General features: G+C 29.4%; 20 protein-coding genes. 7 read left to right on the top strand and 13 right to left on the bottom strand.

What is annotated here, in order from left to right; genetic code table 11:
• The 10 genes from FVE75_RS09260 to FVE75_RS09215 all read right to left on the bottom strand — a co-directional run bounded on the left by FVE75_RS09260 (window position 1) and on the right by FVE75_RS09215 (window position 12,338).
• Window positions 1-768 carry a metal ABC transporter ATP-binding protein gene (locus FVE75_RS09260; protein WP_021746384.1) on the bottom strand — a complete coding sequence of 256 codons (768 nt, stop codon included), beginning with the start codon at window positions 766-768 and terminating at the stop codon, window positions 1-3.
• A gap of 381 nt (window positions 769-1,149) precedes the next feature.
• Complete coding sequence (locus FVE75_RS09255; protein WP_147006183.1) at window positions 1,150-2,085, bottom strand: metal ABC transporter solute-binding protein, Zn/Mn family; 936 nt, start codon at window positions 2,083-2,085, stop codon at window positions 1,150-1,152.
• Window positions 2,078-2,752 carry a metal-dependent transcriptional regulator gene (locus FVE75_RS09250; protein ID WP_147006182.1) on the bottom strand — a complete coding sequence of 225 codons (675 nt, stop codon included), beginning with the start codon at window positions 2,750-2,752 and terminating at the stop codon, window positions 2,078-2,080. Before FVE75_RS09250 ends, FVE75_RS09255 begins: the two co-directional genes overlap by 8 nt.
• Before the next feature lie 442 nt (window positions 2,753-3,194).
• On the bottom strand, window positions 3,195-3,767 hold the full coding sequence (locus FVE75_RS09245; RefSeq protein WP_039901657.1) for a biotin transporter BioY: 573 nt from the start codon (window positions 3,765-3,767) through the stop codon (window positions 3,195-3,197).
• A 377-nt stretch (window positions 3,768-4,144) separates the two neighbouring features.
• Window positions 4,145-7,081, bottom strand: a complete 2,937-nt coding sequence (locus tag FVE75_RS09240) for an autotransporter domain-containing protein (protein WP_147006181.1) — start codon at window positions 7,079-7,081, stop codon at window positions 4,145-4,147.
• Between the two features lie 150 nt (window positions 7,082-7,231).
• Window positions 7,232-7,879 carry an N-glycosylase/DNA lyase gene (locus tag FVE75_RS09235; RefSeq protein WP_172618842.1) on the bottom strand — a complete coding sequence of 216 codons (648 nt, stop codon included), beginning with the start codon at window positions 7,877-7,879 and terminating at the stop codon, window positions 7,232-7,234.
• 86 nt (window positions 7,880-7,965) lie between these two features.
• Window positions 7,966-8,841 carry an alpha/beta hydrolase fold domain-containing protein gene (locus FVE75_RS09230; RefSeq protein WP_147006179.1) on the bottom strand — a complete coding sequence of 292 codons (876 nt, stop codon included), beginning with the start codon at window positions 8,839-8,841 and terminating at the stop codon, window positions 7,966-7,968.
• Window positions 8,842-8,932: 91 nt separating this feature from the next.
• Window positions 8,933-9,703: a LamB/YcsF family protein gene (locus tag FVE75_RS09225; RefSeq protein WP_147006178.1), complete on the bottom strand. Its 771-nt coding sequence runs from the start codon at window positions 9,701-9,703 to the stop codon at window positions 8,933-8,935.
• A gap of 32 nt (window positions 9,704-9,735) precedes the next feature.
• Window positions 9,736-11,079, bottom strand: a complete 1,344-nt coding sequence (gene accC, locus FVE75_RS09220; RefSeq protein ID WP_147006177.1) for an acetyl-CoA carboxylase biotin carboxylase subunit — start codon at window positions 11,077-11,079, stop codon at window positions 9,736-9,738.
• 815 nt (window positions 11,080-11,894) lie between these two features.
• Entirely contained in the window at window positions 11,895-12,338 is a 444-nt protein-coding gene (locus FVE75_RS09215; protein WP_232052534.1) for a helix-hairpin-helix domain-containing protein, read from the bottom strand.
• A gap of 950 nt (window positions 12,339-13,288) precedes the next feature.
• On the opposite strand from FVE75_RS09215, the gene FVE75_RS09210 reads away from it, so the two are divergent.
• Together FVE75_RS09210 and FVE75_RS09205 are read left to right on the top strand one after the other, a co-directional pair.
• On the top strand, window positions 13,289-15,151 hold the full coding sequence (locus FVE75_RS09210) for a DUF4153 domain-containing protein (RefSeq protein WP_147006176.1): 1,863 nt from the start codon (window positions 13,289-13,291) through the stop codon (window positions 15,149-15,151).
• Between the two features lie 104 nt (window positions 15,152-15,255).
• Window positions 15,256-16,041 (top strand): hypothetical protein, encoded by a 786-nt coding sequence (locus FVE75_RS09205; protein ID WP_232052533.1) that lies wholly within the window; start codon window positions 15,256-15,258, stop codon window positions 16,039-16,041.
• A gap of 98 nt (window positions 16,042-16,139) precedes the next feature.
• On the opposite strand, the gene sfsA is transcribed toward FVE75_RS09205, so the two are convergent.
• The gene (sfsA, locus tag FVE75_RS09200; protein ID WP_147006175.1) at window positions 16,140-16,880 is read right to left on the bottom strand and encodes a DNA/RNA nuclease SfsA; all 741 of its coding nucleotides are present in this window, start codon (window positions 16,878-16,880) and stop codon (window positions 16,140-16,142) included.
• A 152-nt stretch (window positions 16,881-17,032) separates the two neighbouring features.
• Here sfsA and FVE75_RS09195 point away from each other — a divergent pair, with 152 nt between their 5' ends.
• The 5 genes from FVE75_RS09195 (at window position 17,033) to pflA (ending at window position 25,060) form a co-directional block, all read left to right on the top strand.
• Window positions 17,033-17,857 carry an undecaprenyl-diphosphate phosphatase gene (locus FVE75_RS09195; protein WP_147006174.1) on the top strand — a complete coding sequence of 275 codons (825 nt, stop codon included), beginning with the start codon at window positions 17,033-17,035 and terminating at the stop codon, window positions 17,855-17,857.
• Window positions 17,858-19,384, top strand: coding sequence for a coproporphyrinogen III oxidase (locus tag FVE75_RS09190; protein WP_147006173.1), 1,527 nt, complete (start codon window positions 17,858-17,860; stop codon window positions 19,382-19,384). It abuts the gene before it with no gap.
• A gap of 866 nt (window positions 19,385-20,250) precedes the next feature.
• Window positions 20,251-21,441 (top strand): hypothetical protein, encoded by a 1,191-nt coding sequence (locus tag FVE75_RS09185; protein WP_232052532.1) that lies wholly within the window; start codon window positions 20,251-20,253, stop codon window positions 21,439-21,441.
• A gap of 133 nt (window positions 21,442-21,574) precedes the next feature.
• The gene (gene pflB, locus FVE75_RS09180; protein ID WP_147006172.1) at window positions 21,575-23,806 is read left to right on the top strand and encodes a formate C-acetyltransferase; all 2,232 of its coding nucleotides are present in this window, start codon (window positions 21,575-21,577) and stop codon (window positions 23,804-23,806) included.
• Between the two features lie 519 nt (window positions 23,807-24,325).
• Window positions 24,326-25,060 carry a pyruvate formate-lyase-activating protein gene (gene pflA / locus FVE75_RS09175; protein ID WP_147006171.1) on the top strand — a complete coding sequence of 245 codons (735 nt, stop codon included), beginning with the start codon at window positions 24,326-24,328 and terminating at the stop codon, window positions 25,058-25,060.
• A 50-nt stretch (window positions 25,061-25,110) separates the two neighbouring features.
• Here the strand turns inward: pflA and FVE75_RS09170 are convergent, their stop codons facing one another.
• Both FVE75_RS09170 and FVE75_RS09165 read right to left on the bottom strand, forming a co-directional pair.
• Window positions 25,111-25,428, bottom strand: coding sequence for a thioredoxin family protein (locus FVE75_RS09170; RefSeq protein WP_147006170.1), 318 nt, complete (start codon window positions 25,426-25,428; stop codon window positions 25,111-25,113).
• A 16-nt stretch (window positions 25,429-25,444) separates the two neighbouring features.
• Window positions 25,445-26,098, bottom strand: coding sequence for a 2'-5' RNA ligase family protein (locus tag FVE75_RS09165; RefSeq protein WP_147006169.1), 654 nt, complete (start codon window positions 26,096-26,098; stop codon window positions 25,445-25,447).
• Window positions 26,099-26,119 lie beyond the last annotated feature (21 nt).

Raw genomic sequence — 26,119 nt, 5'->3', positions numbered from 1 at the left:
TTAATCCTCCTTTTCAATTTCAAGATGATTTTTATTATCTTGAGTTAATTTTTTACTTTTATATGTTTTTTCAATATTTTCAGGAGTAAAAATTTCCTCTACAGGACCAGAAGCTATAACAGAAACATTTATAAATGTTACGTAGTCAAAATAATCCTTTACTGTTTGTAAATCATGATGAACAACGATTACAGTCTTTTTCTCATCCCGTAATTTTTTTAGAATATTCACAATAGATTTTTCAGTTTTGCTGTCAACGCCTTGAAAAGGCTCATCCATAAAGTATATCTCTGCATCCTGCACTAAGGCTCTTGCCAAAAATACTCTTTGTTGCTGCCCACCAGATAGCTGGCTTATCTGTCTATCTGAAAATTCATCCATTTCCACTTTGTGAATAGCTTCCTTAGTCTTTTCCTTATCAATTTTTCTAACTTTCTTTAACCATCCAACTTTCCCGTAACGCCCCATTTCCACAACATCAAATACAGTAGTAGGAAAATCCCAGTCAACACTACCTCTTTGAGGCACATACGCTATTTTATCACGTACTTTGCTATATTTTTCATCATAAAACCTAACTTCTCCAGTAATAGGCTTTATCAAATCAAGCATAGCTTTAATCAAAGTCGATTTCCCCGCACCATTCGGTCCAACAATAGCCATAAGAATACCTTTTTTGATATCCAGCTCAACATCCCATAAAACAGGTTTATCCTCGTAGGCTATTGTCAAATCCTCAACTTTTATAATAACATCATCAGAAATCATCTTTCCTCCTTCTCCTAAATTGTAAAAATTATTCCATTATATTTATTTAGTAATTATTTTCTCTTTTATATCTTTAGATTTTTTAATTAAATTAATTTTTGTAATTAAACTAAAAATGTCGTGATTTTTTGGAAATAAAAATTTCTGTCTAAGCAAAGCGAGTTTAATTTTTATTTTCAAAGAATGCTTAGACGAGCCAAGATTGTAAAGGGGATGACGACTGATCCCCTTTACGTTTAAAAAAGAAAAAACATGAAAAATATAGAAAAAATCTTTATTAACAAAAATTTTTTTATAGAACTCAAAAATAAATTTAATTTGAATCCTTAGAAATAAAATTCGATTCTTTACAACCTTGTTAGTAAAAAATAATTACTATCTTTATTTTAAGGCATTTACAATGGTATCGGCATTTGCTTTAACTGTTTTAATATAAGTTTCAGAATTATGTGCCTTATCTCCCAATGAATCTGAATATAATTCTCCACCTATTTTAACTTCTTTTCCTTTAGCTTTTACAGCTTCCTGCAGTGCTTCTATGCTTTTTTTCGGAACAGAAGATTCTACAAATATTGCTTTTATATTTCTTTGCACAATGAAGTTGGCTAAGTCACTTATATTTTTTGTACCAGTTTCAGAATCTGTAGACACACCTTGTATTGCTTTTACTTCTAGTCCAAATTGTTCTCCAAAGTAGTTAAATGCATCGTGAGCTGTTACAAGAACTCTGCTTTTTTCAGGAATTTCCTTAATTCTTGTTTTTACATAAGTTGTAAGTTCATTTAGTTCAGCTTTATATTTTTTTAGGTTTTCTTTGTAATATTCACTATTTTTAGGATCAAATTTACTTAATTCAGCTTCTACTGCCTCAGCTTCCTTTTCCCATAATTCTGTATTGAACCATACATGCGGATCAGGAGTATTTTGGTCAACTAGATGAATTTTACTTTTATCCAGTTTCTCTCCAACATTTAATATATTTTTGTTTTGAGAAGTTAATTTTTCAAAAATTTCTGTCATTTTACCTTCCAAATGTAGTCCACCATAGACTATAATGTCAGCATTTCCAAGTTTTTCAATATCCCCTGCACTGGCACTGTATAAATGTGGATCTACTCCTTCTCCCATAAGTCCTGTAACTTCGACTTTATCTCCACCAATTGTCTTTACAAGATCAGAAAGCATTGTCGTTGTTGTCGTAACTTTTATTTTTTTTCCTGATGAAGCGCCATCTTTTCCACAGGATACAAGTAGCATCATTACCACACATATTGCAATTAATAAATTTAATTTTTTAAGAATATTGTTTTTACTCATAGTCAATCTCCTCCAAGTCTTTATTTTTTTTATAAACTTCAATCATTGCTGCTGCATTAAAAGCCACTATTTTTTTATTATTTTCTTCGCTTTTCAAATATATTGGACCATCAAAGGGATCTTTTTTTTCAACAATATACTGTTCTTTTAAATTTATGTTTAAATCCCGCAGATAGTCGTATAATTCAATATTATCCTCTACACTCAGTATAACAATTTCATCATCTTCTTCAGCCTCTGACAATTTTATGACATTTCCTTCATCAAAGTCTTTCAAATCATAAAAAATTGGACTTCCATGCGGGCATTCTTTTGGATAAAATAAAAACTTTTCAAGTTTTTGAAGAAGTTTGTTACTTGTAACGTGTTCTAAAATCTCAGCCTCTTTATGAACATCTTCCTTATCATATCCCAGTTTTTCAAATAGAAAAACTTCCCAAACTCTATGTTTACGAATAATATCTAATGCAAAATTACTTCCTTTTTCAGTAAGCTTCACTTTCTTTTTTTCAATAGTTAAATATCCTTCATTTACTAGCTTTTTTATCATTTCGCTAACTGATGCTGGAGATATATTTAAATATTCTGCAAGTTTTTTGTTGGAGTATTCTTTTTTCTTTTTCAAAGTGTATATCCCTTTTAAATAATCTTCAATACTTTTACTCATCTCAACTCCTTTCTTTCTGTTTTAGATACGCCTAATTGTAAAATTAGGTAAACCTAACAATGTTATATTACCACCAAATATTTAAATTGTCAATACTAATTAATAAAACTTTTAAAGAATTAGTAAGATTGATTTAAAAATTATAATTGTTATACTAAAAATACTTTTAAAATCTGGTAAATAAAAAAATGCACTTTATAATACAGATTTAACTGATGTTAAAGTGCACTTAACTGAATGAAAGATAAAGAAGATATATAAGACCAAGTAAAAAAATTACTTAGTTTCATATATAACTTTCCAAATCAATTTCAAATTTAATTTTTTCTCCACTTTTATTGTACAACATTTTTTTAGAATTATAGCGTGATTTTAGTTACATAAAAAAAATCCCCATCTAGATTTTTCATAAAAATGGGAATTTATAATATTTAAAATTTTATTATTTATCATTTTTAGGAACGAATTTCCATAATGTTGGAACTAAAGAGGCAACTACCAACATTTTTAGAGTATCTCCTATTAAGAAAGGATAAACCCCTAATTTAAATACGTCTTTGTTAGGTACAAATAACGATAATTGCAATACTCCTAATGCATAAATAATTACATTGGCAATTATTAATGCTAAAATTGTTTTTGCATAAGATTTTGTAAATCCTTTATCAGCCAAATACCCTAGAAATATTGCAGCAACAATATATCCAAAAATATATCCGCCACTTGGTGAAAATAGTACGCCTGTCTTAAAGTTAGCAAAAACAGGGATTCCAGCTGTACCAGCCACTACATATGAAAGAATAGTTGCTGTTGCTAATTTTCTACCGTATAACAGTCCCATTAATGTAACTGCAAATGATCCAAGAGTAATTGGTACAGGCTTTAATGGAATTAAGATTTGTGCCAGTATAGATAAAAATACAGTTCCACCAAATACTAAAAGAACATTTTTTAAAATTTCTTTTTCTTTTGTTTCAATTTTAATGATATTGTTAATCAAAGCATTCTGTTTCATAATTAAAACCTCCATTTTTTTCATTTATAATATTGTAACACTTGTTATACCAAAAGTCAATAAAGTCATTTTTATAATTTTATACTAAACCTCATTTAAATAACGAGTTTATTACAAACTTTTTTATAAAAGATATAAACCTAATATTTCCAATTAATTCTAAGATATGGTTTTCATTTTTTTAACAGGATTTAGCATAAAATAAAAAAATTGAATAATTGTAAATTAACTACTGAATATCACTATTAAAAAATTTATTCTCATTTTATAAATGGGAGTTAGTATAAAAAAAGTCTAAGTAAACAAGAAAAGCTGTAACTCAAATTTTATGTTACAGCCTTCCTATCTTAGAAGTAATTATTTATGACAAAATCATATTAGAAGTTGAATCTAAGTCCAGTAGTGAAGACATTGTTATTACCTTTACCTTTTCCACTGTCAATAGAACCGTCATAGTTCACATACCATCCAAATCCAGAATTCACTTCTGTCAATGCTCCAATTCCAGCCCAAGTCTTGTTCTTAGAAAGTCCAATACCTTTTACCTTGAAAGTTGCTCCAGGCAGTCCAGTGTATCTTGCGTCAAAGCTCAAGTCCTGATCATTGAATGCTCTCTGATGTGTTACATAACCTTGGAATGTAGTCTTGCTTCCGTTGTTCCAGTTTACAGATTTCCCAACTCTAAGTCCAAGTAATGCTGCTGTCTGGTTGTAGTTCTTCTTGTCAGCAGTCAGTCCGAACTGGCTCTTCTCTTCAGAGAATGAACCTCTTACCACTGTATCGTGAGTTAATCCCACAAATGGTGTTACAACGAAATCTCCATTACTATTTTTTATGTCATATCCTGTTTCCAGATATCCAGAATAAACTTTGTCATTGTGATTTATTTTTGCTCTTGTAAAGTCATTATTGCTTAAAATAATGTCTCTTTCAACATCACTGTCAACAAATCCGATACCAAGACGGCCTTGAAGGTAGAACGGAACATCCTTGTTTCCTAATCTTCCATATAACGAAACTCCGAAGTTGTTAGCATCAGATTTTCCACCATATCTGTCAAATTTAACATCAGCTTTTGAATAAGACAGTGCAGTACCTAAGATGAGATTTTCACCAAACTGCTTGTCCACTCCGACCTGTCCACCAGCAACTTTAGTATCTCCCTTGCCGTATCCATCCTGTTTTAGCGTACCATTGGCACCAAACCCAGAAATCCATAGTCCAAATTTATCCCCAACATTGTCAAGAGTTCCAAGCATAACTAATCTGTTTGACAAGTCCTTGTTTACAGTTTGTGAATGTTGGAATGTAAGTGCTTGTGCAGAAGCATAGATTTGTCCAGACAGACTGTCTAAGACTGCAGCTCTGTTAGAAGAAGTAAGAGCCTGTAGAGTAGCGGCTTTTCTTTCAAATTGAGCTACATTTCCAGCAGTACCATTTTCAATGCTTTGATCTAGGTTTTGGAAAGCAGTTTCCAAGTTTTGAGCAGTATTTTTCTGCATTTCGTCAGATTCTGCTATTTTTTCTACATAGTCTAGTACATTTTTTCTGGTTACTTCTGCTGAAACAGTATTTTCGTTTTGATTGATTTTAGCATTTAGCATATCATCAGTATTTACATTTTCAAAGTTTCCATCAATTTTATTATCTGACGTAATTACATTTTGTGTAGTCCCGTTAGCTGTTACGTATTTTCTTTCACCATTTTCTTCTGGCTTAATTTCAAGTCTTGAATTGTTTAAATTAACTTTTCCTTTTACATGAATATTAGAATTTAAATCTGATACAACCCTCGAATTTTCTAAAGCCTGATAATTTCCACTAATTTGTGTTGAACCAGAGTTTTCTAGAGTTCCATTATTTGTAATATCATTTTTTATTACAGCATTATTTGTGGAAAGAGTAGCTTGTCTTCTTACACTAATAGAGGAAGAATAAACACCGTTTACTTGCAATCTTCCTGCATTTACTGTTGTAGGTCCTGTAAATGTAGAGTGTCCAGATAAAATCAAATCTCCATTTCCATCTTTAACTACACCAGCATTTCCTGAAATATTATTTGAGAAAGTATAACTTCCATTAGGAATATTAATATTTACAGTATCTCCAAGTGCTAGTCTTTTATCAAATAATGCAGGTCCTTTAAGTGCTTTATCAATATTTAAAAGTCCCCATCCATAAACTTCATCAACTCCGACTGCTCCTATATCTGTTGCAGTTGATAAGATTGTTTGACGAATTAGGCTGGCATCCATCCAAGGATATTTTTCTTTAAGCAATGCCGCAGTTCCTGTTACAAGTGGCGCTGCAAAAGAAGAACCTCCACCAACATAATTTTGTCCTTTTATTGTAAATGTTTGATCTCCAACCGCAGTTACAGTCCAGTTCTTAGCAACTCCTGCTGGCGAAAGGGGAGTCAAGTTATTCCAGCTGGTGTCTCCCAATTTTGATTCGACTTTTGAAGTTAATGCAACAACATTTATCCATCCTTTTTGAAGGCTGTTTTCAAAATATGGTAATCCTCCTTCAAGAGTAGGTTGTTTATCAGACGAGTCATTTCCTGCAGCCCATACAAATAATGAACCGCTATTTACTTCGTTTTTATAGAAGTTAAGGATATCATTTCCTATTTGATAACCATAATAACGGCTTGAAGTTGGAATGCTGGTAAAATCTGTCACAACTCCATCAATTCCAAAAGATTGGTTATAAATAGTAACACCATGATTTTTTAGTTGTTGATACATATCTAATGTTACATGAGGGTATGTTCCTTTGTCTGCTTCATGTTTTGCTGCATCAATTGCATAAACACTGGCACCTTTAGCAATTCCATTAGAAGCGCCTGCTGCAAGATCAGCGACAACTATTCCATGGTCATCATTTGCGGTAGCTTGTGATGTGAATCCTGGAACTGTAAGTTTTGTTAAACGGCTTCCAAATTTTTGTGTAAGATCAGCTGAAAAAGTTGAGTTTTCAAATCCAACGTCAATAATTCCTACTTTAACATTCGAACCTGTAAGTGCAGTATTTGAATTGTTATGTGGGTTATCTTTGTTGTATGATAGAGTTGTATCATTCCATGTTAACCCAGCTGCTGCTGTTGTTACAGTTGGCTTATTTGTTACAGGTGCCGGGGTAGTAGGCTGTGTAGCAGGAGTTGTTGGTGTACTTGGTGTAGTTGGTGTTGCAGCTGATGTTGAACCTCCGCCACCACCTCCGCCTCCGCCGCAGCTAACTAGCAAAGCAGCTATTCCGATAAGGATTGACCTTTTTTTTATATCATTTTTTAATTGCTTTAAATTAGAAGTCATAAAAAACACTCTCCTTTCAATACTTTAATATTGTTTTTTGAATCTTAATTTATAAATTTATTTTTTAAAGTTAAATTATGTGTAATTTGATATTTATAATATTTTTCCAATAATATTTTATCATATTTTGAAAAAGAATTCACTATAAAATTATTTAAAAATTTCGCCAGCTTCCTTGTACCATAAAACCAAGTCCAGCTCGTCCATTTTTATTTTAGAAAATTCTGAATATTCCTGCATTTTTTCTTCAATTTCATAGTATTTTTTTTCTGTTATTGTTTTAGGAATTTCACTAATTATATTAAGTGATTTAAGATTTCTTAGAATGTGTCTATCTAAAATAGCAATATTTTCTCCAAATCCAAGATTTCGCAATACGTGATTTGCCTCTTTTAATCCCATTCCTTTAATATTTTTCAAAATCCATTTTCTTTTTTCAAGAGTATCTCCAATTTCTGATAATATTTTTTTTGGCTGCAATTTTCCATCTTTTGTCATTAATTCCCGTAATTCCACCAAGTATCGTGATTTATTATTCTTAAATCTGACAATATTTAGAAATTCTACTATTTCTTCAGGCTTTCCGTTGTAAAGCAGTCCATTTTCCACCAAAGTTGTAATGGCTTGCCAAGCATTTTTTGCTTTTGACTGAGGTGTCAGAATACAAAATGCCATTTCTGCAAATACTTCTTTTTCTGTACCTTTCCAAGCCTTTTTATAGCCTTCTATAGCTTTTCCGATACCTTTTTTTATTTCTTTATAAATTTTAAGAATTTCTTCGTGTTTTTCCTTATCAATTCTTTTGCTAATTTCATTGTTTTCTATATTCTTTTTTTGTTTTTTTTCAGACATAATTAAAATTCCTCGTTTTATTATTTTTTATTTTATTTCAGAAAAAAATTTCCGATTTCATCAATAGTTTCTTCTGATTCCTTGAGAGGTGCCAAAATCCAGTCGTGGCACAAATTTTCCCCGATTTTTATTTCTACGCTTGTTCCAATCGCAACTTCAAGCATATCGCTTAATTTTAAGCAATCAGGATACAAAATTTCATTTGTCCCAAAAATTAGAAAAATTTCTCCAAGATTATCCATATTTCCATAAATTGGTGAAATCATAGGATTTTTCACATCCAGTTCTCCTGCAAACTGTTTTCCTGTTATAACAAGCCCATTCAGTGGCAAGAGAGGATCTTTTTCTGCAAATTCAGGTATTTCTTCATTTGTCATTGAAACATCGACCCAAGGTGACATTAATGCAGTTTTCTTTGGAAATGGCAAATCTTCCTTATTTTTCAATATTTGTAAAAATGCAAGTGCCAAGCCACCGCCAGAAGAATCACCAAATAAGTAAAATTCATCATCTTTATAGTTATTAGTTATATGTCTGTAGGCATCCATTAATACTCTATGAGCTTTGTCAGCAGTATTTTCTGGAGCAAGCGGATAGTCAATGAATGTAACTTTTAAATGAAATTTCTTAACTAATTTTTCAATAATATTTTTGTGAGCTTTGACAGCACGCATTACATAAGCTCCGCCGTGTAAAAAAACAACATGCTTGTTATAGTTTTCTTCTGAAAAAACTGTCAGAACTTGATATTCATCAATAAATTGTTCGTCAGTAATAAGCGACTTGTCAAAATTTTTTTTATTCAAAAAATCTGTATCTCTTCTTGGATTTAAAAAATCTTTTTCCTTATATTTTTTCATATTCACCAATTTTGCGATTGGCACTGCAATATTTGATAATAAACTCATTTTTTAATTTTATTTTTTAAGAAAAATAATAAAACTCCTTTCTTATTTTTTAGATTTACTTAATTCAATTAATTAACAAACTACAAATTTATTATATGATTTCTGATAATTTTTGAATTATAATTCCTTCATTTTCTAATTTTTCACGTATTTTTTTTACAAAAAGCAAAGCTTTTTCACCATCGCCGTGAACACAAATGGAATCAGCCTTTATCGCTATTTCTTTTCCTGTTATTGAAGTTACTTTTTGTTCCTTTATCATTTTTATTACACGTTCTATTGCTTCGTTTTCATCGTGAATCATTGCCCCTTCCTTTGAACGTGCCACAAGGCTTCCATCTTCCTCGTAAGCCCTGTCTGCAAAAACTTCGCTGGCATGTTTTAAACCTAGGTCTTTTGCAGCTCTTAAAGTTTCGCTTCCTGAAAGTCCAAGAATTATGAGAGAACTGTCAAAATCAGCAATAGCCTCACAAATAGCCTTTGATAGATTATAGTCTTTTGCGGCCATATTATACAAAGCTCCGTGAGGCTTTACGTGTTGCAGTTTTACACCTTCACTTTTACAAAAAGCTCCTAAAGCTCCTAATTGATACAGCACATAAGCTTTCGCTTCGTCTATTGAAATCTTCATTTCACGCCGTCCAAATCCCATTAAGTCGAGAAATCCAGGGTGAGCTCCTATTCCAATGTTATTTTTTTTAGCAGTTTCTATCGTTTTTTTCATAACGACAGGATCTCCTGCATGAAATCCGCAAGCTACATTAGCACTGGAAATAAGAGGAATAATTTTATCATCTCCTCCAATTTTATAATTACCGAAACTTTCTCCCAAATCACAGTTCAAATCCACTTTAAAAGCCATATTTTACCTCTTTTCATTTTTTATTTAAATTTTTAATAAAGCAATACATTTTCAATAAAACTTGTAGTTGCTTTTCCTTGACAGAAAACCTCGTTTCTCATGATTTGATATTGAAAATCTAAGTTAGTTTCTACACCTAAAATAACAGTTTCGTTTAGTGCTGAACGCATTTTTTGAAGTGCCATTTCACGAGTTGGAGCGTGAACTATAATTTTGGAAATCATTGAATCATATTCAGTTGGTATTGTATAGCCTGTGTAAATGGCAGTATCAACTCTTATTCCATTACCATCTGGTAAATGTATGTTTGTTATTTTTCCTGGACTTGGCATAAAGTTTTTTTCAGGAATTTCTGCATTTATACGACATTCTATTGCATGTCCTCGCAATTGTATATCTTCCTGTGTAAAACTTAATTTTTCATTCATTGCCACTCTAATCTGTTCAATGATTAAATCTGTTCCTGTCACCATTTCAGTAACTCCGTGTTCTACTTGAATTCGGGTATTCATTTCCATAAAATAATATGAGCCATCCGCACCCATTATAAATTCTATCGTTCCAGCGTTTGTATAATTTACTGCTTTTGCTGCCAGAATAGCATATTTATTTAGTGCTTCCCGAATTTCTGGGGAAATTGCAGGAGATGGCGATTCTTCTACTAATTTTTGATGGTTTCTCTGAACGGAACAGTCTCTTTCCCCAAGAGCCACTACATTTCCAAAATTATCAGCAATTACTTGAATTTCTATATGTCTTGGATCTTCTATAAATTTTTCAATGTACATAGTATCATCACCAAACGCATTTATAGATTCCCGCTGAGCCACATTAAATAAAAATTCAAAACCATTCCTATCCTTTACAACACGCATCCCTTTTCCGCCACCACCAGAAGAAGCCTTTACCATAACAGGGTAGCCGATGTTTTCCGCAGCTTTCATTCCAGATTCTACATCGTAAATAGGTTCTTTTGTTCCTGGTACAACTGGGACTCCAGCATCCATCATTGTTTTTCTAGCCTGAGATTTATTTCCCATTCTGTCAATAACTTTGGCTGTTGGACCAATAAAGTTTATTCCATTTTCCTCGCACATTTTTACAAACTCTGAATTTTCCGACAAAAAGCCGTATCCAGGATGAATCGCATCTGCTCCCACATTCAAGGCAGCCGTAATGATACTTTCCTTATTCAAATAACTATTTCTTGCAGGACCTTCTCCAATGCAAATACTTTGATCAGCCAATTTTATATGAAGACTATCCTTATCTTCCTTTGAGTAAATTGCAACACTCAAAATCCCCATATTTCTACAAGCTCTAATAATTCTAACCGCAATTTCCCCACGATTTGCAATTAATACTTTTTTTATCATAAATACATCGCCTTTCTTTCTTTTTTTTTATATTTTTTTATTTTGTTTATATCTAAGTTTATTTAAGCAGGGAGATCAGACGCCATCTTCTCTGTTTCGCAATAACAGTTATTTTAGTATAATTAACTAATCAGCACTTAATAATGTTTGCGAAAGTTCTACGAACTACTCACGCTTTACGCAAAATTTTCTTATAAAAGAAAAATAAAATTCGATTTTGAATAAAGATTATTTTGATACAATTAACTAAACACAGTTTCGATTTTATACCAAAATCTCAAACAGTTATTTTTCCTTTAACGAAATTTTACTTGTTATTTGAATTAATTAAACTAACATTATAATTAATCTAAAATTGTCGTGATTTTTTTGGAATGAAAACGATTGTTTGAGCGAAGTTTTACGTAGCGAGTTTCGTTTTTATTTCAAAAAAATTCTTAGACAAGCCGGGTTTGCAAAGGGGATGGCGTTTGTTCCCCTTTGCTTTATAAAAAAGAAAAAACATAAAAAAGTAGAAAAAATATTTATTAATAAAAATAGCTCTTATCAATTTTAATTAAAAATTATTAATCTGAATAATTAAGGATAAATTTGACAATTTAATAAAATAATAAAATAAAAGTAGTAATAAATTAGATTATTTAAGCAGCAGATTTTTTTAATTTAATACATTATATTTTATTCAATAAACTTTATTTTATCTTCAATTTCTGCATAACGCTTTTTTCCAATAATCTTTTCTAACTCGACATTCGATCTTATGTTATTTTTTTCAATTTCAGGAAGTAATTTTTTTATTTCCTTATTTGTAAATCCTATTTTTTTAATTCTTTTTCATTTAATTTGTTAATGTTGTATTTTGTAATTTCACGTCCATAATTTTTGGTTGAATCCTGAATTTTTTCATTATCCACAAACAAAAATTTTTGTGCGATTTCCAAGCCAGACTTTCCAAATCCTGAAATGTTTTTTACTTCATTAACATCTTTAATAATACCAACTTCGTCTCTATATTTTACAAATTTTTCAGCCTTATTTTTATTAATTCCCAATTTTAGCAAATCTTTGTATTCAACATTATTAATGTCAAATTTTACATTACTTTTTGTCAAATCAGCATCTTTTTTAGCTTTTTCCTTTTTATAATTTTTTTCCTTACTAATTTCAATTTCTGGAATATTTTTGTCCTCAATTAAAAGTCTTAAAAAATTTCCCGCAATTAACAGTATTACAAAAATAATGACATATTTTATTTTCATAAATAATCCCCCTTTTGATTATATTATACTTGAAATTTTCCCCAAATCTGCCACTTAAATAAAATAACTTATATTTTATGACAAATTATACCATATTGATTTGTTATTTGATAGATAAAAAAATTAAAATTTGGATTTTATTATTTTGTAGTCATTAAAGAAAATTTTTATCTATTTAATTAAGTTATTTTCTTAATCACTTATTTTTTAGAGTATTTTAATTAATTATTATGTTTTTATTTATAATTCTAAATCTTTTTTGACGTAAGAGCATCAGACGCCATGCCCTTATAACCCCGCTTTACGCAAAACTTTCTTATATAAGAAAAATAGAACTCGCTTTTGAATATAAATAATTTTAATTCAAACAATCTTATCTAATTTAAAATTTGTTCCAAAAGCTCAAACAGCTATTTTTCTTCTAACGAAATTTTGCTTGGAATTTATTTTAATAAGATTATCTTTTGTAATTATACTAAAATAAATTCCAAGTATTAGTTATATTAAACTCTATTTAAATAACGGATTTACTATAAATTTTTCTAATGATGAATAAAAACCTAGTATTTTCAAATAATCAAAATATAATTTTTTAGTTTTAATAAACCGACGGAGCTTTTATTTGTTCAACTACGATTGTTTGACGACTAGAAGGAGGAGTTTCGGAGTTGGCTAAATAAAAGTCGTAGTCTAGCCATAGGTATTGCGTAGCAATCTTGCCACAATTTTAATTGTCTGGATAAACTTTTACTGCAAGATAAGGATTTGCGGCAATGAGCAATCCTGCGAAAATAAAAAAGAAATAATATATAAAAAATTTAGGAAATAACTTTATTGAGGGAGAAAAAAGAAAATAAAATAATTTTCTCATTTTTTTTTAACTAAGAATGTGATATTATAATATAAAAATAAATAGTAAAATCAAAAATTATGATAAGAGGTGTTTATTAATGGGAAAAATTACAGAAAAATTTAAGAAGTTATTTGGATATTTTAAGGGAGGGGTTGACAGGTTTAGAGTTACAGTTATCTTTACGTTAATGGTTTTTGGATTAGTTGTTTTGACTACAGAACTTGAGAATCTTAGTTATGAAAAGCTTTCTGTTGTTTCTTCGAGCTTGATAGAGATAAATAAATGCTTTGTGCTTGGTATTTTTTTAACTGCGATGTTTGAAGTTATTAGGGAACAATATTTTGAAGAAAGAAAAAAATGGATAATTAGAACTATTTATACAGTTTTAACTGTTATTATTGGGTTTGGAGCTTATGTTCTGAGTTTTGTTGTTTATAATTTTGAAATCGGATTTTGGATGTTATTACCTGTTTCAATATTAATTTTTCTTTTAGTGCCTATTTTAAAAAATGAAAATAAGGAAAAATATTTGCAGTCTGTGTTTGTAAATTTTGTTGTATCATTAATTTTTGCAACTGTGCTTTATATCGGAATTTCATTAATTTTAGTGACAATTACTGCATTGTTTGGGTTTGAGATGTTTTATGGCTTTGTTTTAAGATTTTATATGTATTCTTGGGTGTTTGTATTTGATGTTCTGGGAGTATCGCTTTTCTTATCGTTGTTGAAAAAGCCTAATGATAATTTGGAAAGTTATGATTTTCCGTATATTTTAAAAATGCTTATAAAATTTGTAATTACTCCGCTAATTATTATTTATACTGGGATTTTATATGTTTACCTTGCAACTGTAGTTATATCTATGAAATTACCAAAGGGGCTAATTTCTCATCTTGTCCTTTGGTACACAGCGTTTAGCCTTATTATTATCATTTTGATAACTCCGCTTGCTAAAAATGACAAATTCTTAGGTAATTTTAAAAAATATTTTCCATATTTTTCTATACCTTTAATTTTTGCTTCACTGTTTGCAATTTTTCAAAGAATTTACCAGTATGGAATTACAGAAAACCGATATTATGTCCTTCTTCTCATATTCTGGCTATTTTTCTGCATGATTTTATACATAAGAAAATCAAAAGTGACAGGAGTTTTTATAAGTTTGATTATTTGTTTAATAATTGCTGTTTATACTCCATTTAGTGCAGAAAAAGTGAGTATTTACAGTCAAAGTCAAAGATTGAAGAGAATGCTTGTAAAATATGGAGCTTTAAAAGATGGAAAAGTTTCCAAAATTACACAAAACTTGAGTAATAAGCAAGGAAATGAACTTTATACAGCGATTGACTATATATCTGCTAGGCAAGGCTCATCGGTTAAAAATCTTGGATTAAAAAATTCTGCTGGAAAAATCTATCAAACTTCTCATGATTTGGAAAAGGATTTGGGAATTAAAGATTCTTGGAGAGAGTATTATTCTTATGGTATTGAAGATGATGATGACAGAGAAAGTTATGATGAAAGAAAAGTAATTACATATAACTTAAAGACAAATGAAAATACTTCAGCTATTTTGGAAACAAATGGCTATGATAATGTCATTCATTACCGAAAAGATTGGGGAGAACCATCTACTCAGACAAATGAATCTGATAAATACAAAGTTGTCATTCTAAATAAAATAATAACAATAAGTGCTAAAAATGGTACAGAACTTGCGAAATTTAATTATGAAGACATAATAAAGCAAGTCTCAGCAAAATTAAAAACTTTGAAATTCGAAAATCTAGGAAGTCAAGATGAAGAATACAAAGTTCCTCAAAAAGACTTTGAATACATCGGAACAGCAGGAAATATAAATTACAAAATTTCATTACAAAGTATTTATGAAGAAATAAAGGATGGGAAAATGACAGATATGAATTATGAATTTGATTTCATGTTTTCTGAGAAAAAATAATTACTAAAGAATGAGAAATAAAAAATCTGAATCTTTCTTAAAATAAAGACGGAGTTGATTTAAAAGTTATAAGTTTGATTTCAGTTTTTTGTGAAAGGAGAAAAATGACAATAAGAAAAAAATATATATTAATAAATTTTTCTGTTACGATATTTGTATTACTAATTATATTCGTTTTGTGGTTACGAATGCAACACTCAATTTTTAATTATATATTGATTATTTCGTTAATCTTGGTATTTGAATTTCTGAAAATAGATAAAAGAATGTATATGTACTTTTATCAAAAATATATGAATATATTAAATGAAGAACTTGATCCTGAAAAATTTATAGAAATTACGCAAAATGAATATGACAGAAATAAAAATAAACGATATAGAAATTATATGAAACTGAATCTTTGTGCTGGATATTCTTCACTAGGAAAAGTAGAAGAAGCGTATCAAAATTTAAAAGATATAGATTTATCTAAAAAATCATTATTCAGGGAACAGGATAAAATCCTGTATTACTATAACGAAGCACTGTTATTGCATGGACTCGAAAGAAAAGAAGAGGCAATAGTGATTTACAAAGAAAAAGTTTTAAAAATGATGGAGAAATTTAAAACTAAAAAAGGAATTGATGAAACAAATGCTATGATTGAATTTTTAAATGGAATTTTATTTTATGAAAATGATAGCACAAAAATGATAGAAATTTTATCAGAAACATTAAAAAAGCTAAGTGTTAAACGTCAGGTTTTGGTAATTAAGCATTTATTGGCAAACTATAAGTCAAAAGCAGGAGAGATAGAAGAAGCAAGAAAATTATACGAAGAAGTTATTGAAAACGGAAATAAGTTATACATTGTAGAAGAGGCAAAAGAAAAATTGAATAAAATGTAAGTATAAAAATAAATCGGAATTAATCAATATTTTGAATATATTCCGATTTTTTATTGATTTAAATTTTTAAACTATTTTACGATTTTTTTATTTGAATATTAAAACAGTTTTTCTGCAACTTCTATATTTTTCACAAAACTTACCTTTCCATCTTCTCTATATTCCAAAAGCATTGGATAAATTTCCACTCCATTTTTTATCGCTTCATAAAACATTTCTGAGAAGTCCCTATCGATAATATGTTCAGGTGCAAAAATTTCTGATTTTCTAAAAATCAAAATAAATACAGCAGTCCTAAATCCCTCTTTTTTTAGTTCTATCAGTTCCTTCAGATGTTTTAAGGCACGCACGGAAGGAGAGCCAGGAAATTGGGCAGTTTTTCCATTTACCAAAGTACAGCCTTTTACCTCAACGTAAATTTTATCTTTTTCAGTTTCCAGGTAGAAATCAAGTTTACTATTGTTATACTTAATTTCAGGCTTTATATACAAAAGTTTTCCAAATGGTGAAATTTGTGCATTGTTAAATATAGATTCTGTAATGTAGCGATGAAAAGCTGTATTAATAAGTATAATTTCTCCATGAACCTTTACTGCGATTACATCCCATTTAGTTTTTCGATTCTCATTATTAGCCTTTTTTATAAGCAGTTCAGCCCCATCAATCAATAATTCCGTCAGCCTGCCCGTATCATGTAAATGAGCAAAATCTTCTCCAGAATAATCTTCATTTTTACAGTTGCTTTTAAATTCAAATCTTACTGTAAATCGAGTAACTTTTTTTTTGAAATTTACGATTTTATCGTAATTTATAGTATAAAGAATTTTATTTTTTTTCATTTGTCTTTCCTCTTTAAATAGTTATGATTTTAGAATATCACATTTAAAATAAATAAACAAGAAAATTTTATGACTATTAATAAAGTAAAAAATATGTGATATAATAAATGATAATTTAAAAAATAGGTTTAATAAAAAGAAAGGAAAATATTATGTTTGCAGATATTATTAAAGTATTTATTTTAAGCCTTGTGGAAGGGCTTGCAGAGTTTATACCTGTCAGCAGTACAGGGCATATGATTATTGTGGATCAGTTTTTGCAGCTTTCTCAAAACGAGGAGTTTGCCAATGCGTTTAAGATAATTATACAGCTTGGAGCGATTTTATCGGTAGTTGTATATTATTGGAAAAGAATTTTTCCATTTGCAAAAGGGCTTAGCAAGAGTCAAAGAGCTGATATTATTCAGATGTGGATAAAAATAGTAATTGCAGTGCTTCCTGCAGTTGTGCTGGGACTTCTTTTTGATGATATTATTGATAAAGTACTGTTTAATTCGGTAGTTGTGGCAGTAATGCTGGTTATTTATGGAGTTATACTTATTTGGCTTGAGTCAAGAAAGAAAAAGGAAGGCGGGATTGCTTCAATTAATCAGATGTCAGTAAAAACAGCAATTGGAGTAGGGCTGTTTCAATGTCTTGCGATGATTCCTGGAACTTCGAGATCGGCTGCTACGATTATTGGTGGAGTTTTACTTGGATTAAATAGAGTTTTGGCAACGGAATTTTCATTTTTTCTTGCGATTCCGACAATGCTTGGGGCGACACTTTTAAAACTAGTGAAACTTGGTACAGCTTTAAGCGGATATGAATGGTTTTTGATTGCATTAGGTTTTGTGCTGTCATTTGTATTTGCGTATGCTGTGATAAAAGTATTTATGAATTACATTAAAAAGCACGATTTCAAGATATTTGGATATTATCGGATTGTTCTTGGGATAGTTGTGCTGTTATTATACTTTATGGGAGTTATAAAATAGATGATAAGAGCGAATATTGAGATTAATCAGAATAAACTTGAGGAATTTATGCGTGTGCTTTTGCCTGAGCATTATGATGTTCTTTCGGAAAATAGTGAAAATGATGTGGAAATTAGTGTTAATTTTAGAAAAAATCAAGATGTGGAAAACTTTGAGAATAATTGTGGAAAACTAAAAGATACAGAAAGTGATAACACAGAAATAATTACTGTAAATACAGTATTAATTGATAAAAAAAATGGAAAAATTTTAAAAGAAGTAACATTTTCACATAAGAAAGTCAATGAAGAATATTTTGATCAGGCAGAGGTTATGGCAAAAAGTTCCTTGATAAAACTTTTTGATAAAAAAAATGAATATAAATGGGGTATTTTAATAGGAGTACGTCCTACAAAGATTGTAGGGCGTTTTTTAAAGATGGGGTTATCTTATAATGAAATTAACGAAATATTGGAAAAAATATATCTTGTAAGCAATGAAAAAAGGAAACTTCTGCTAGACATTGTAAAACGTCAGGAGCCATATCTGGACAAAGAAACAATTGGAATTTATATAGGAATTGCCTTTTGCCCTACAAAATGTTCATATTGTTCATTCCCAGCCTATCTGCTACGTGGAAAATATGCAGAGCGATATGATGAATACATAGAGTCAATTTACCACGAAATCCGTGAAATTGGGAAATTAACGCAGGAATTAGGCTTAAAGATTAATACGATTTATATTGGTGGAGGAACGCCTTCAATTTTAACGGCGAAAGAAATTGACAAATTGCTAAAAACAGTAAAAGAAAACTATAATTTAGATTATTTAAACGAATTTACATTTGAAGCTGGAAGAATTGATACACTGGATGAAGAAAAATTAGCTATTATCAAAAGCTATGGAATAAATAAAATTAGTATAAATCCGCAGTCTTTTAATGAAAAAACTTTAAAACTTGTAAATCGTTATCACGACAGGAAACAGTTTGATAATGTTTACAAACTTGCTAAAAATTATGGATTGGAAATAAATATGGACTTGATTTTAGGTTTGCCACGTGAAACTACAGAAGATATTTTGTATACAATGGAAGAAATTTCCAAATATAATATGGAAAATCTGACAATTCATAATTTAGCAATAAAAAATGCAAGTCGTCTTAACAAAGAAAATTATACTCACGAAGACATATTAGATTATGAAAAAATTTACGAAAAAATCGAAAATGTAACTAAAAATAAAGAGCTTTTTCCATATTATATGTATCGCCAGAAAAATAGCTTTCAATGGGGAGAAAATCTTGGATATTCCTTAAATGGAAGTGAATCGATTTACAATATCGAAATGATTGAGGAAAATAAGACAATCATTGGAATTGGAGCTGGAGCGATTACGAAACTTATCTGGTTTGATGAAGAAAAAAATCGAGATAATATAAAAAGGCTCGTAAATCCTAAAGATCCGCTGGTGTGGATGAATGAACTGAAAGATCGGCTGGAACAGAAAAAATCTGAAATTTCAAAATTATTTCAAAAATTTTAAAATAAATACCCCTAGTCAATTAAGATTAGGGGATTTTTGTTATATTTAAATTTCACTTATGAATAGTTTCGTATTTAAAGATATACTCAAACCTATTTTAATTTAAACTGCTAAATTATATAAATTTATGGTTTGAGTAAAATAGTCATAGCTTTTGAGTTTGGTTTTAAATAAGTTTTACTATTATATATTGTTTTATAAAATTTAAAATCTATTTTTTGCTTTGTAAAAATTTTTGTATGGAAATTTAGTCAAAAAATAAGTCAGTATAATTAATGGATTAATGTATAAATTACTTCAAAATCTGATTTAATCTAGTGTTTAAATGGAATATTGACAAATTTTATTTTTTTATAAAAAAAATCATAGATTTTGAAAATTATTAGTATTTATTTGATTAATAAATTCAGTATTTTTAAAGTATATTTTTGAATTATAATTATCGTCATTTAATTTTAAATTAATTTTTATAAATCGTTCAAATCCAGTATTTAAGGGATATTTTTATCAAATAAGAAAGTCAAAAATCTCGTCTAAAAAAATAAACTCATAATTGTTATTATGAAAATGCTTGTAATTATCGGTATTACAAGGTGAATAATAATTATGGGGTGAAAATAATCAATGGAAATTGATTTTAATGAAACAGATTTGTTGAAAGATGTCTTAAATTTTAAAATTGTTAATAGGAAAAACTGGAGGAAAGATACGGATTTAAAAGGCTGGATTATACAATTGAACATGTAAATAATTTTTTGCGTGAAAATAATAACGGAATAATACATAAAAGTAAAAATTATTTGTATTACTTTGGAAAATATTATGAAAGTTTATTTAAAGTAAATGATAGAAGCATAAATTTGAAAATGTCATTTAGAAGAGAATTTATCCTGCTTATTTTACTTTTTGGAAAAGAAAAGTTAAATATTTACAAATTTAATAAACAAATTAGAAGAACTGAAGAAAATACTAAAAACATTCAGAACGATTTGAAACAAATCTTAAAACTTTACAATATAAAGCATTCAGAATATGCGAAGTCAACAAATCTTGAAAAATTATTTGAAAGCAGGAATTATAATTTTAAAGAACTGAGAGAAAATCATTTGAAGGAAATGCTAATGAGAAGGATGGAGAAGGTTTATATTGGAAAAAGTACATATCAGGAAAATTTTTATTTTAAGATGCTTCAGGAAATTTTGGAAATAAAAAGTATCAAATATATAAAAAAGCTTATTTTTATTTATATGGAACAGTTTACAGATATAATTTCTATGGATGAAAAATATTCAATATTAATGTATTTCCTTTTAAATATACACAATTCAGATATAAAATTTAATTATCAGATAAAAGAAACTGATGAAAATAAAGAATTTTTTATAATGATGGATAAAATTTATAAAAGAGAAAAGCTAAAGATGAATTATAAGTTCCTTACAATATTTTATAAAAAATTACACAGAAAGAAAAGAAATCCTGAAAAAATATTAAATCAGATTAATAAAGATTTAGAATTAGAAAAAAGTATAAAAAATGTAGAAGTTAAAAAAATAGAAGTGAAGAAAAAAAGAGATAGAGATAAAATCGAGATTTATAGTATTGCAGAATCATCTGTAAATTTTGAAAATGAAAATTTGTTAAATAAAAAACTTGTAAAACAGTATATACGGCCAGATGAAATGCCTAAAATTAAAACATTAGTTTTAGTTGATTTGGAAGAAAACCAGATTTTAAAGACGTTTAATAAAGTACGAAAAGTCTTTAATTTTTTAGAAATAGTGAGAGTCGAACATCTAAATAGCTTTAAAAAAATTATAACAAAAGATAATAGCAACTATGAACAGATATTGTTAATTTCAAGTTCAAAATTTGTAAACATAATAAGAAATTTTTCGAGCATCCCGATTTATCATTTTGAATTGGGAAAAGAAAAAGGAACTTTGCAAAGCAGAACATACATTTTAAAACAAATGATATATTTACGGACAATGATGTTTCAATATTTGGAATTTAAGAAAGATAGAAAAATATTTCGTAAAAAATCAAAATTATAGAATTAAAAAATCCTAAAATATATTTGCTTTTGAAAATTTTTGGGGTATAATTATTATAGAATGGAGATGATATTACAATAATTATAAAATTATGGTAAATATAATATAAATTGAAAGGATGTGTTGTTAAATAATGGACGCATGGAGAGGATTTAAAGAAGGAAATTGGAAAGACAACATTGATGTTACAGAGTTTATCAGATTAAATTACACTGAGTATTTAGGAGATGACAGTTTTTTAGAAGGACCAACAGAAGCTACTACTGAACTATGGAAAAGCCTTTCAGAAAAATTTAAGGTAGAAAGAGAAAAAGGTATTTACGATGCTGAAACTAAGATACCTTCACAAATTGACGCTTATGGAGCAGGATATATTAATAAAGATTTGGAAAAGATTGTAGGATTGCAAACTGACGCACCTTTAAAAAGAGCAATTTTCCCAAATGGTGGATTGAGAATGGTAAAAAACAGTTTGGAAGCATTTGGATATGAACTAGATCCCCAAACTGAAGAAATTTTTACTAAATATAGAAAAACTCATAATGATGGAGTTTTCTCAGCATATACTGATCAAATCAGAAAAGCAAGAAAAACAGGAATTATAACTGGACTTCCAGATGCTTACGGACGTGGAAGAATTATTGGAGATTATAGAAGAGTTGTACTTTACGGAGTAGACAGATTAATTGCTGACAGACAAAATCAATTGAAAAATATGGATCCGGCTGAAATGACAGAAGATGTAATAAGACTTAGAGAAGAAGTTTTTGAACAAATTAAAGCATTGCATGCTTTAAAGAGAATGGCTGAATCTTATGGCTTTGACATTTCTGGACCAGCTACTAATGGTAAAGAAGCTGTACAATGGCTATATTTTGCATACTTAGCCGCTACAAAAGATCAAAATGGAGCTGCAATGAGTATTGGAAGAACTTCTACATTCTTAGACATTTTCTTGGAAAGAGATTTGCAAGAAGGTACTTTGACTGAAAAAGAAGCTCAGGAAATAATGGATCACTTTGTTATGAAATTAAGAATAATCAGATTCTTAAGAACACCAGAATATGATGCATTATTCTCAGGAGATCCAGTTTGGGTAACTGAATCAATCGGTGGTATTGGAGAAGATGGAAGATCATTAGTTACTAAAAACTCATTCAGAATTTTACATACATTATATAACATGGGAACTTCACCTGAACCAAACCTAACAGTTCTATGGAGTGAACAATTACCTGAAACTTGGAAAAAATTCTGTGCAAAAGTATCAATTGATACATCATCAGTACAATATGAAAATGATGATATTATGAGACCACAATTTGGTAATGACTATGGAATTGCCTGCTGTGTATCTCCAATGACTATCGGACACCAAATGCAATTCTTTGGAGCAAGAGTAAACTTGCCAAAAGCATTATTGTATGCAATTAATGGTGGAAAAGATGAAAAATTAAAAATACAAGTAACTCCAGAAGGACAATTTGAGCCAATTAAGAGCGAATATCTTGAATTTGATGAAGTATGGGAAAAACTTGATAAAGTATTAGACTGGTTAGCTTCAACTTATGTTAAATCATTGAATATTATTCACTATATGCATGATAAATATTCTTATGAAGCATTAGAAATGGCATTGCATGATGTTCATATCAGAAGAACAGAAGCATTTGGAATTGCAGGGTTATCAATCATTGCAGATTCATTGGCAGCTATCAAATATGGTAAAGTAAAAGTTGTAAGAGATGAAGAAGGGGATGCAGTTGACTATATCAATGAAAAAGACTATGTTCCATTCGGAAATAATGACGATGCGACAGATCAGTTTGCAGTAGACATTACAAGAAGATTTATGAACAAATTAAGAACTCATAAAATGTACAGAGATGCAACTCCAACACAATCTGTATTAACAATTACTTCAAACGTAGTATATGGTAAGAAAACAGGAAATACTCCTGATGGAAGAAGAGCTGGAGCACCATTTGGGCCAGGAGCAAATCCTATGCATGGAAGAGATACAAGAGGAGCTGTTGCTTCACTTGCTTCAGTAGCTAAAATTCCGTTTGAAGATGCAAACGATGGAATTTCTTACACATTTGCAATTACACCAGAAACATTAGGTAAAAATTCAAATGAAAAACAAACTAACCTAGTTGGATTAATGGATGGATATTTCAATCAAACAGGACATCACTTGAATGTAAACGTATTCGGAAGAGAATTGTTAGAAGATGCAATGGAACATCCTGAAAATTATCCTCAATTAACAATCAGAGTTTCTGGATATGCAGTAAACTTCGTTAAATTGACTAAAGAACAACAATTAGATGTAATTAACAGAACAATATCAAATAAAATGTAATTTAAAATTGATAAAAATCTGAAAATTAACCGATAATTTTCAACTAATATGAGAAATGTCGCATAGTTTCATAAAATATGAGTTATGCGGCATTCTTTTCTATTATATAATAATTTAAACCCCGTTTAAAAATGGAAATAAATTTCTATAATAGGGTTGTTTGATAGTTAATTCATAAGCGTTCAACTAAATTATTTTTTATTATTTTTTAGATATTTTGATTAATAAATATTTTTTCATATTACTATGTCTTTTCATTTTTATTTTTGTAGGATTGCTCATTGCCGCAAATCCTACGACCTATGGCTAGTCTACGACATTTTTCTGCACTGACAAAAAACTCGCTATGCTCAGACAGTTTTGCCAGAACAGAAAAATGCTCCGACAGATTAGTTTATACGAAACTATGTTAAAAAAAATGAAAATAATATAGTATTAAATTTCACTAGGAAATATTATAAAATAAAGTTTAAGTTATCGAATAATTTATTGAATAAAAAAGAAAGAGAGAAAACTAATATGGAAGTAAAAGGGTACATACATTCATTCGAATCATTTGGGACTAAGGATGGGCCTGGAATTAGATTTGTGCTGTTTTTGCAAGGATGCCCTCTTAGATGTCTGTACTGTCATAATGTGGATACTTGGGAAATTAAGGACAATAAGATGATTATGACGGCTCAGGAAGTTATGAATGAAATTTTAAAAGTAAAGGGATTTATAAAGACTGGAGGGGTTACTGTATCTGGTGGCGAGCCTTTGATGCAGCCTGAATTTTTGATGGAGCTGTTTAAGCTTTGTCGTGAAAATGGGATTCAAACGGCACTTGATACATCTGGATATATTTTTTCTGATAAGGCGAAACAGGTGCTTGAGCTTGTTGATATGGTTCTGCTTGATATTAAGCACATAAATCCTGAAAAATATAAAATATTAACCTCAGTAGAACTTGACAATACATTAAAATTTGCAAAATATTTGAATGAGATTAATAAGCCGACTTGGTTAAGATATGTGTTAGTTCCTGGATATTCTGATGATGAAAATGATTTGCATGAGTGGGCAAAATTTACTTCCCAGTTAAAGAATGTGGAAAGAGTGGATGTTTTGCCATTTCACCAAATGGGGCAGTATAAATGGGAAAAAGTTGGGAAAGAATATAAACTGAAAGATACGCCAACACCAACGAGAGAATTAGTTGAAAAAGCTGAAGGAATTTTTAGATCTTATGGATTGAAATTATTGGATAAATAAAATTAAGGGAATTGGTTCTAGTTTTATTAGAATCAGTTCCCTTTTGGTATTTATTTATTTTCGCTTATTTGTTCAAGTCTATAATTTAATTCGTCAAAATTAATAATTTTAGCTTGTCTGTGTATCTCTCTGCCTTCATAAAATAGAATAACTACTGGGACTGAAAATAGACTTAATTGCCCAACAGCTTCAGGAATTTCAGATGCTTTGATATAATAAGCGGGGAAATTTTGTTCATTAACAATTTTCTCAACTTTTGGCATATCAACCTGACAAACGCTGCAATTATTCATTGAAACGTATAATAAAAAATATTCCTCTTCTTTTATTTTATTAAGTATTTGTTCATAATTTTCAAGTTTTTTCATAGAATTTTTTCCTTTTTTATTTTTTAAATTTTACCGAATAAATTATATTTTTTGCTTGCCCCAAATCGTCAACTTGAGCGATTCCTATACCAATGACTTTAGATTTGAAAGGTTTAAAATCATATTTTGAAGTAAATGCATCTATTTTTGCTGAATCCTCTGGAGTAAGTAAAGTTATGTGCGGATCAAAACTTGTAAATACGTTTGGAGAGCCGTACAAATTAAAGGATTTTACTTTTTCAGGAATAGATTTTGCCCAGTCGGGAACTTTTGCGTCCTTTGCACGATATTTGTTTAAGCTAACTGTTATTTCGTCTGCAAGCTGTTGTATAGCTTCATTGTTTTGAGCATCAAGCATAAACCAGTTTCCGCCAGTTTTTCTTAATCTGTAAAATTCTATATCAAAGGATTTTGTCTGATTTGCAATCTTATTGACAGTATCTTTTATTGTTTTTAGTGCTTCAGGCTTGTATTCTGTAAGATAAAGTGTCAGATGGACTGCATATCCTTTGGAATAAAGGCTTTCGATTCCTTCATTTTTAAGTCCTTTTGAAATGTTTTCCACATTTTTAGTTGCATTGTTATCCATAATTACAAAAACATTATAGTTTACATTAGAAAAAACGTTGATACAAAACATTAAAAAAATTGAAAAAAATAATTTTTTCATAATAAAACCTCCTAAATTTTT

The organism is Leptotrichia hongkongensis, assembly GCF_007990635.1.
Taxonomy (GTDB): Bacteria; Fusobacteriota; Fusobacteriia; order Fusobacteriales; family Leptotrichiaceae; genus Leptotrichia; species Leptotrichia hongkongensis.
The sequence above is the reverse complement of the archived record's forward strand: the minus strand, read 5'-3'. Positions and strand labels throughout refer to the sequence as shown.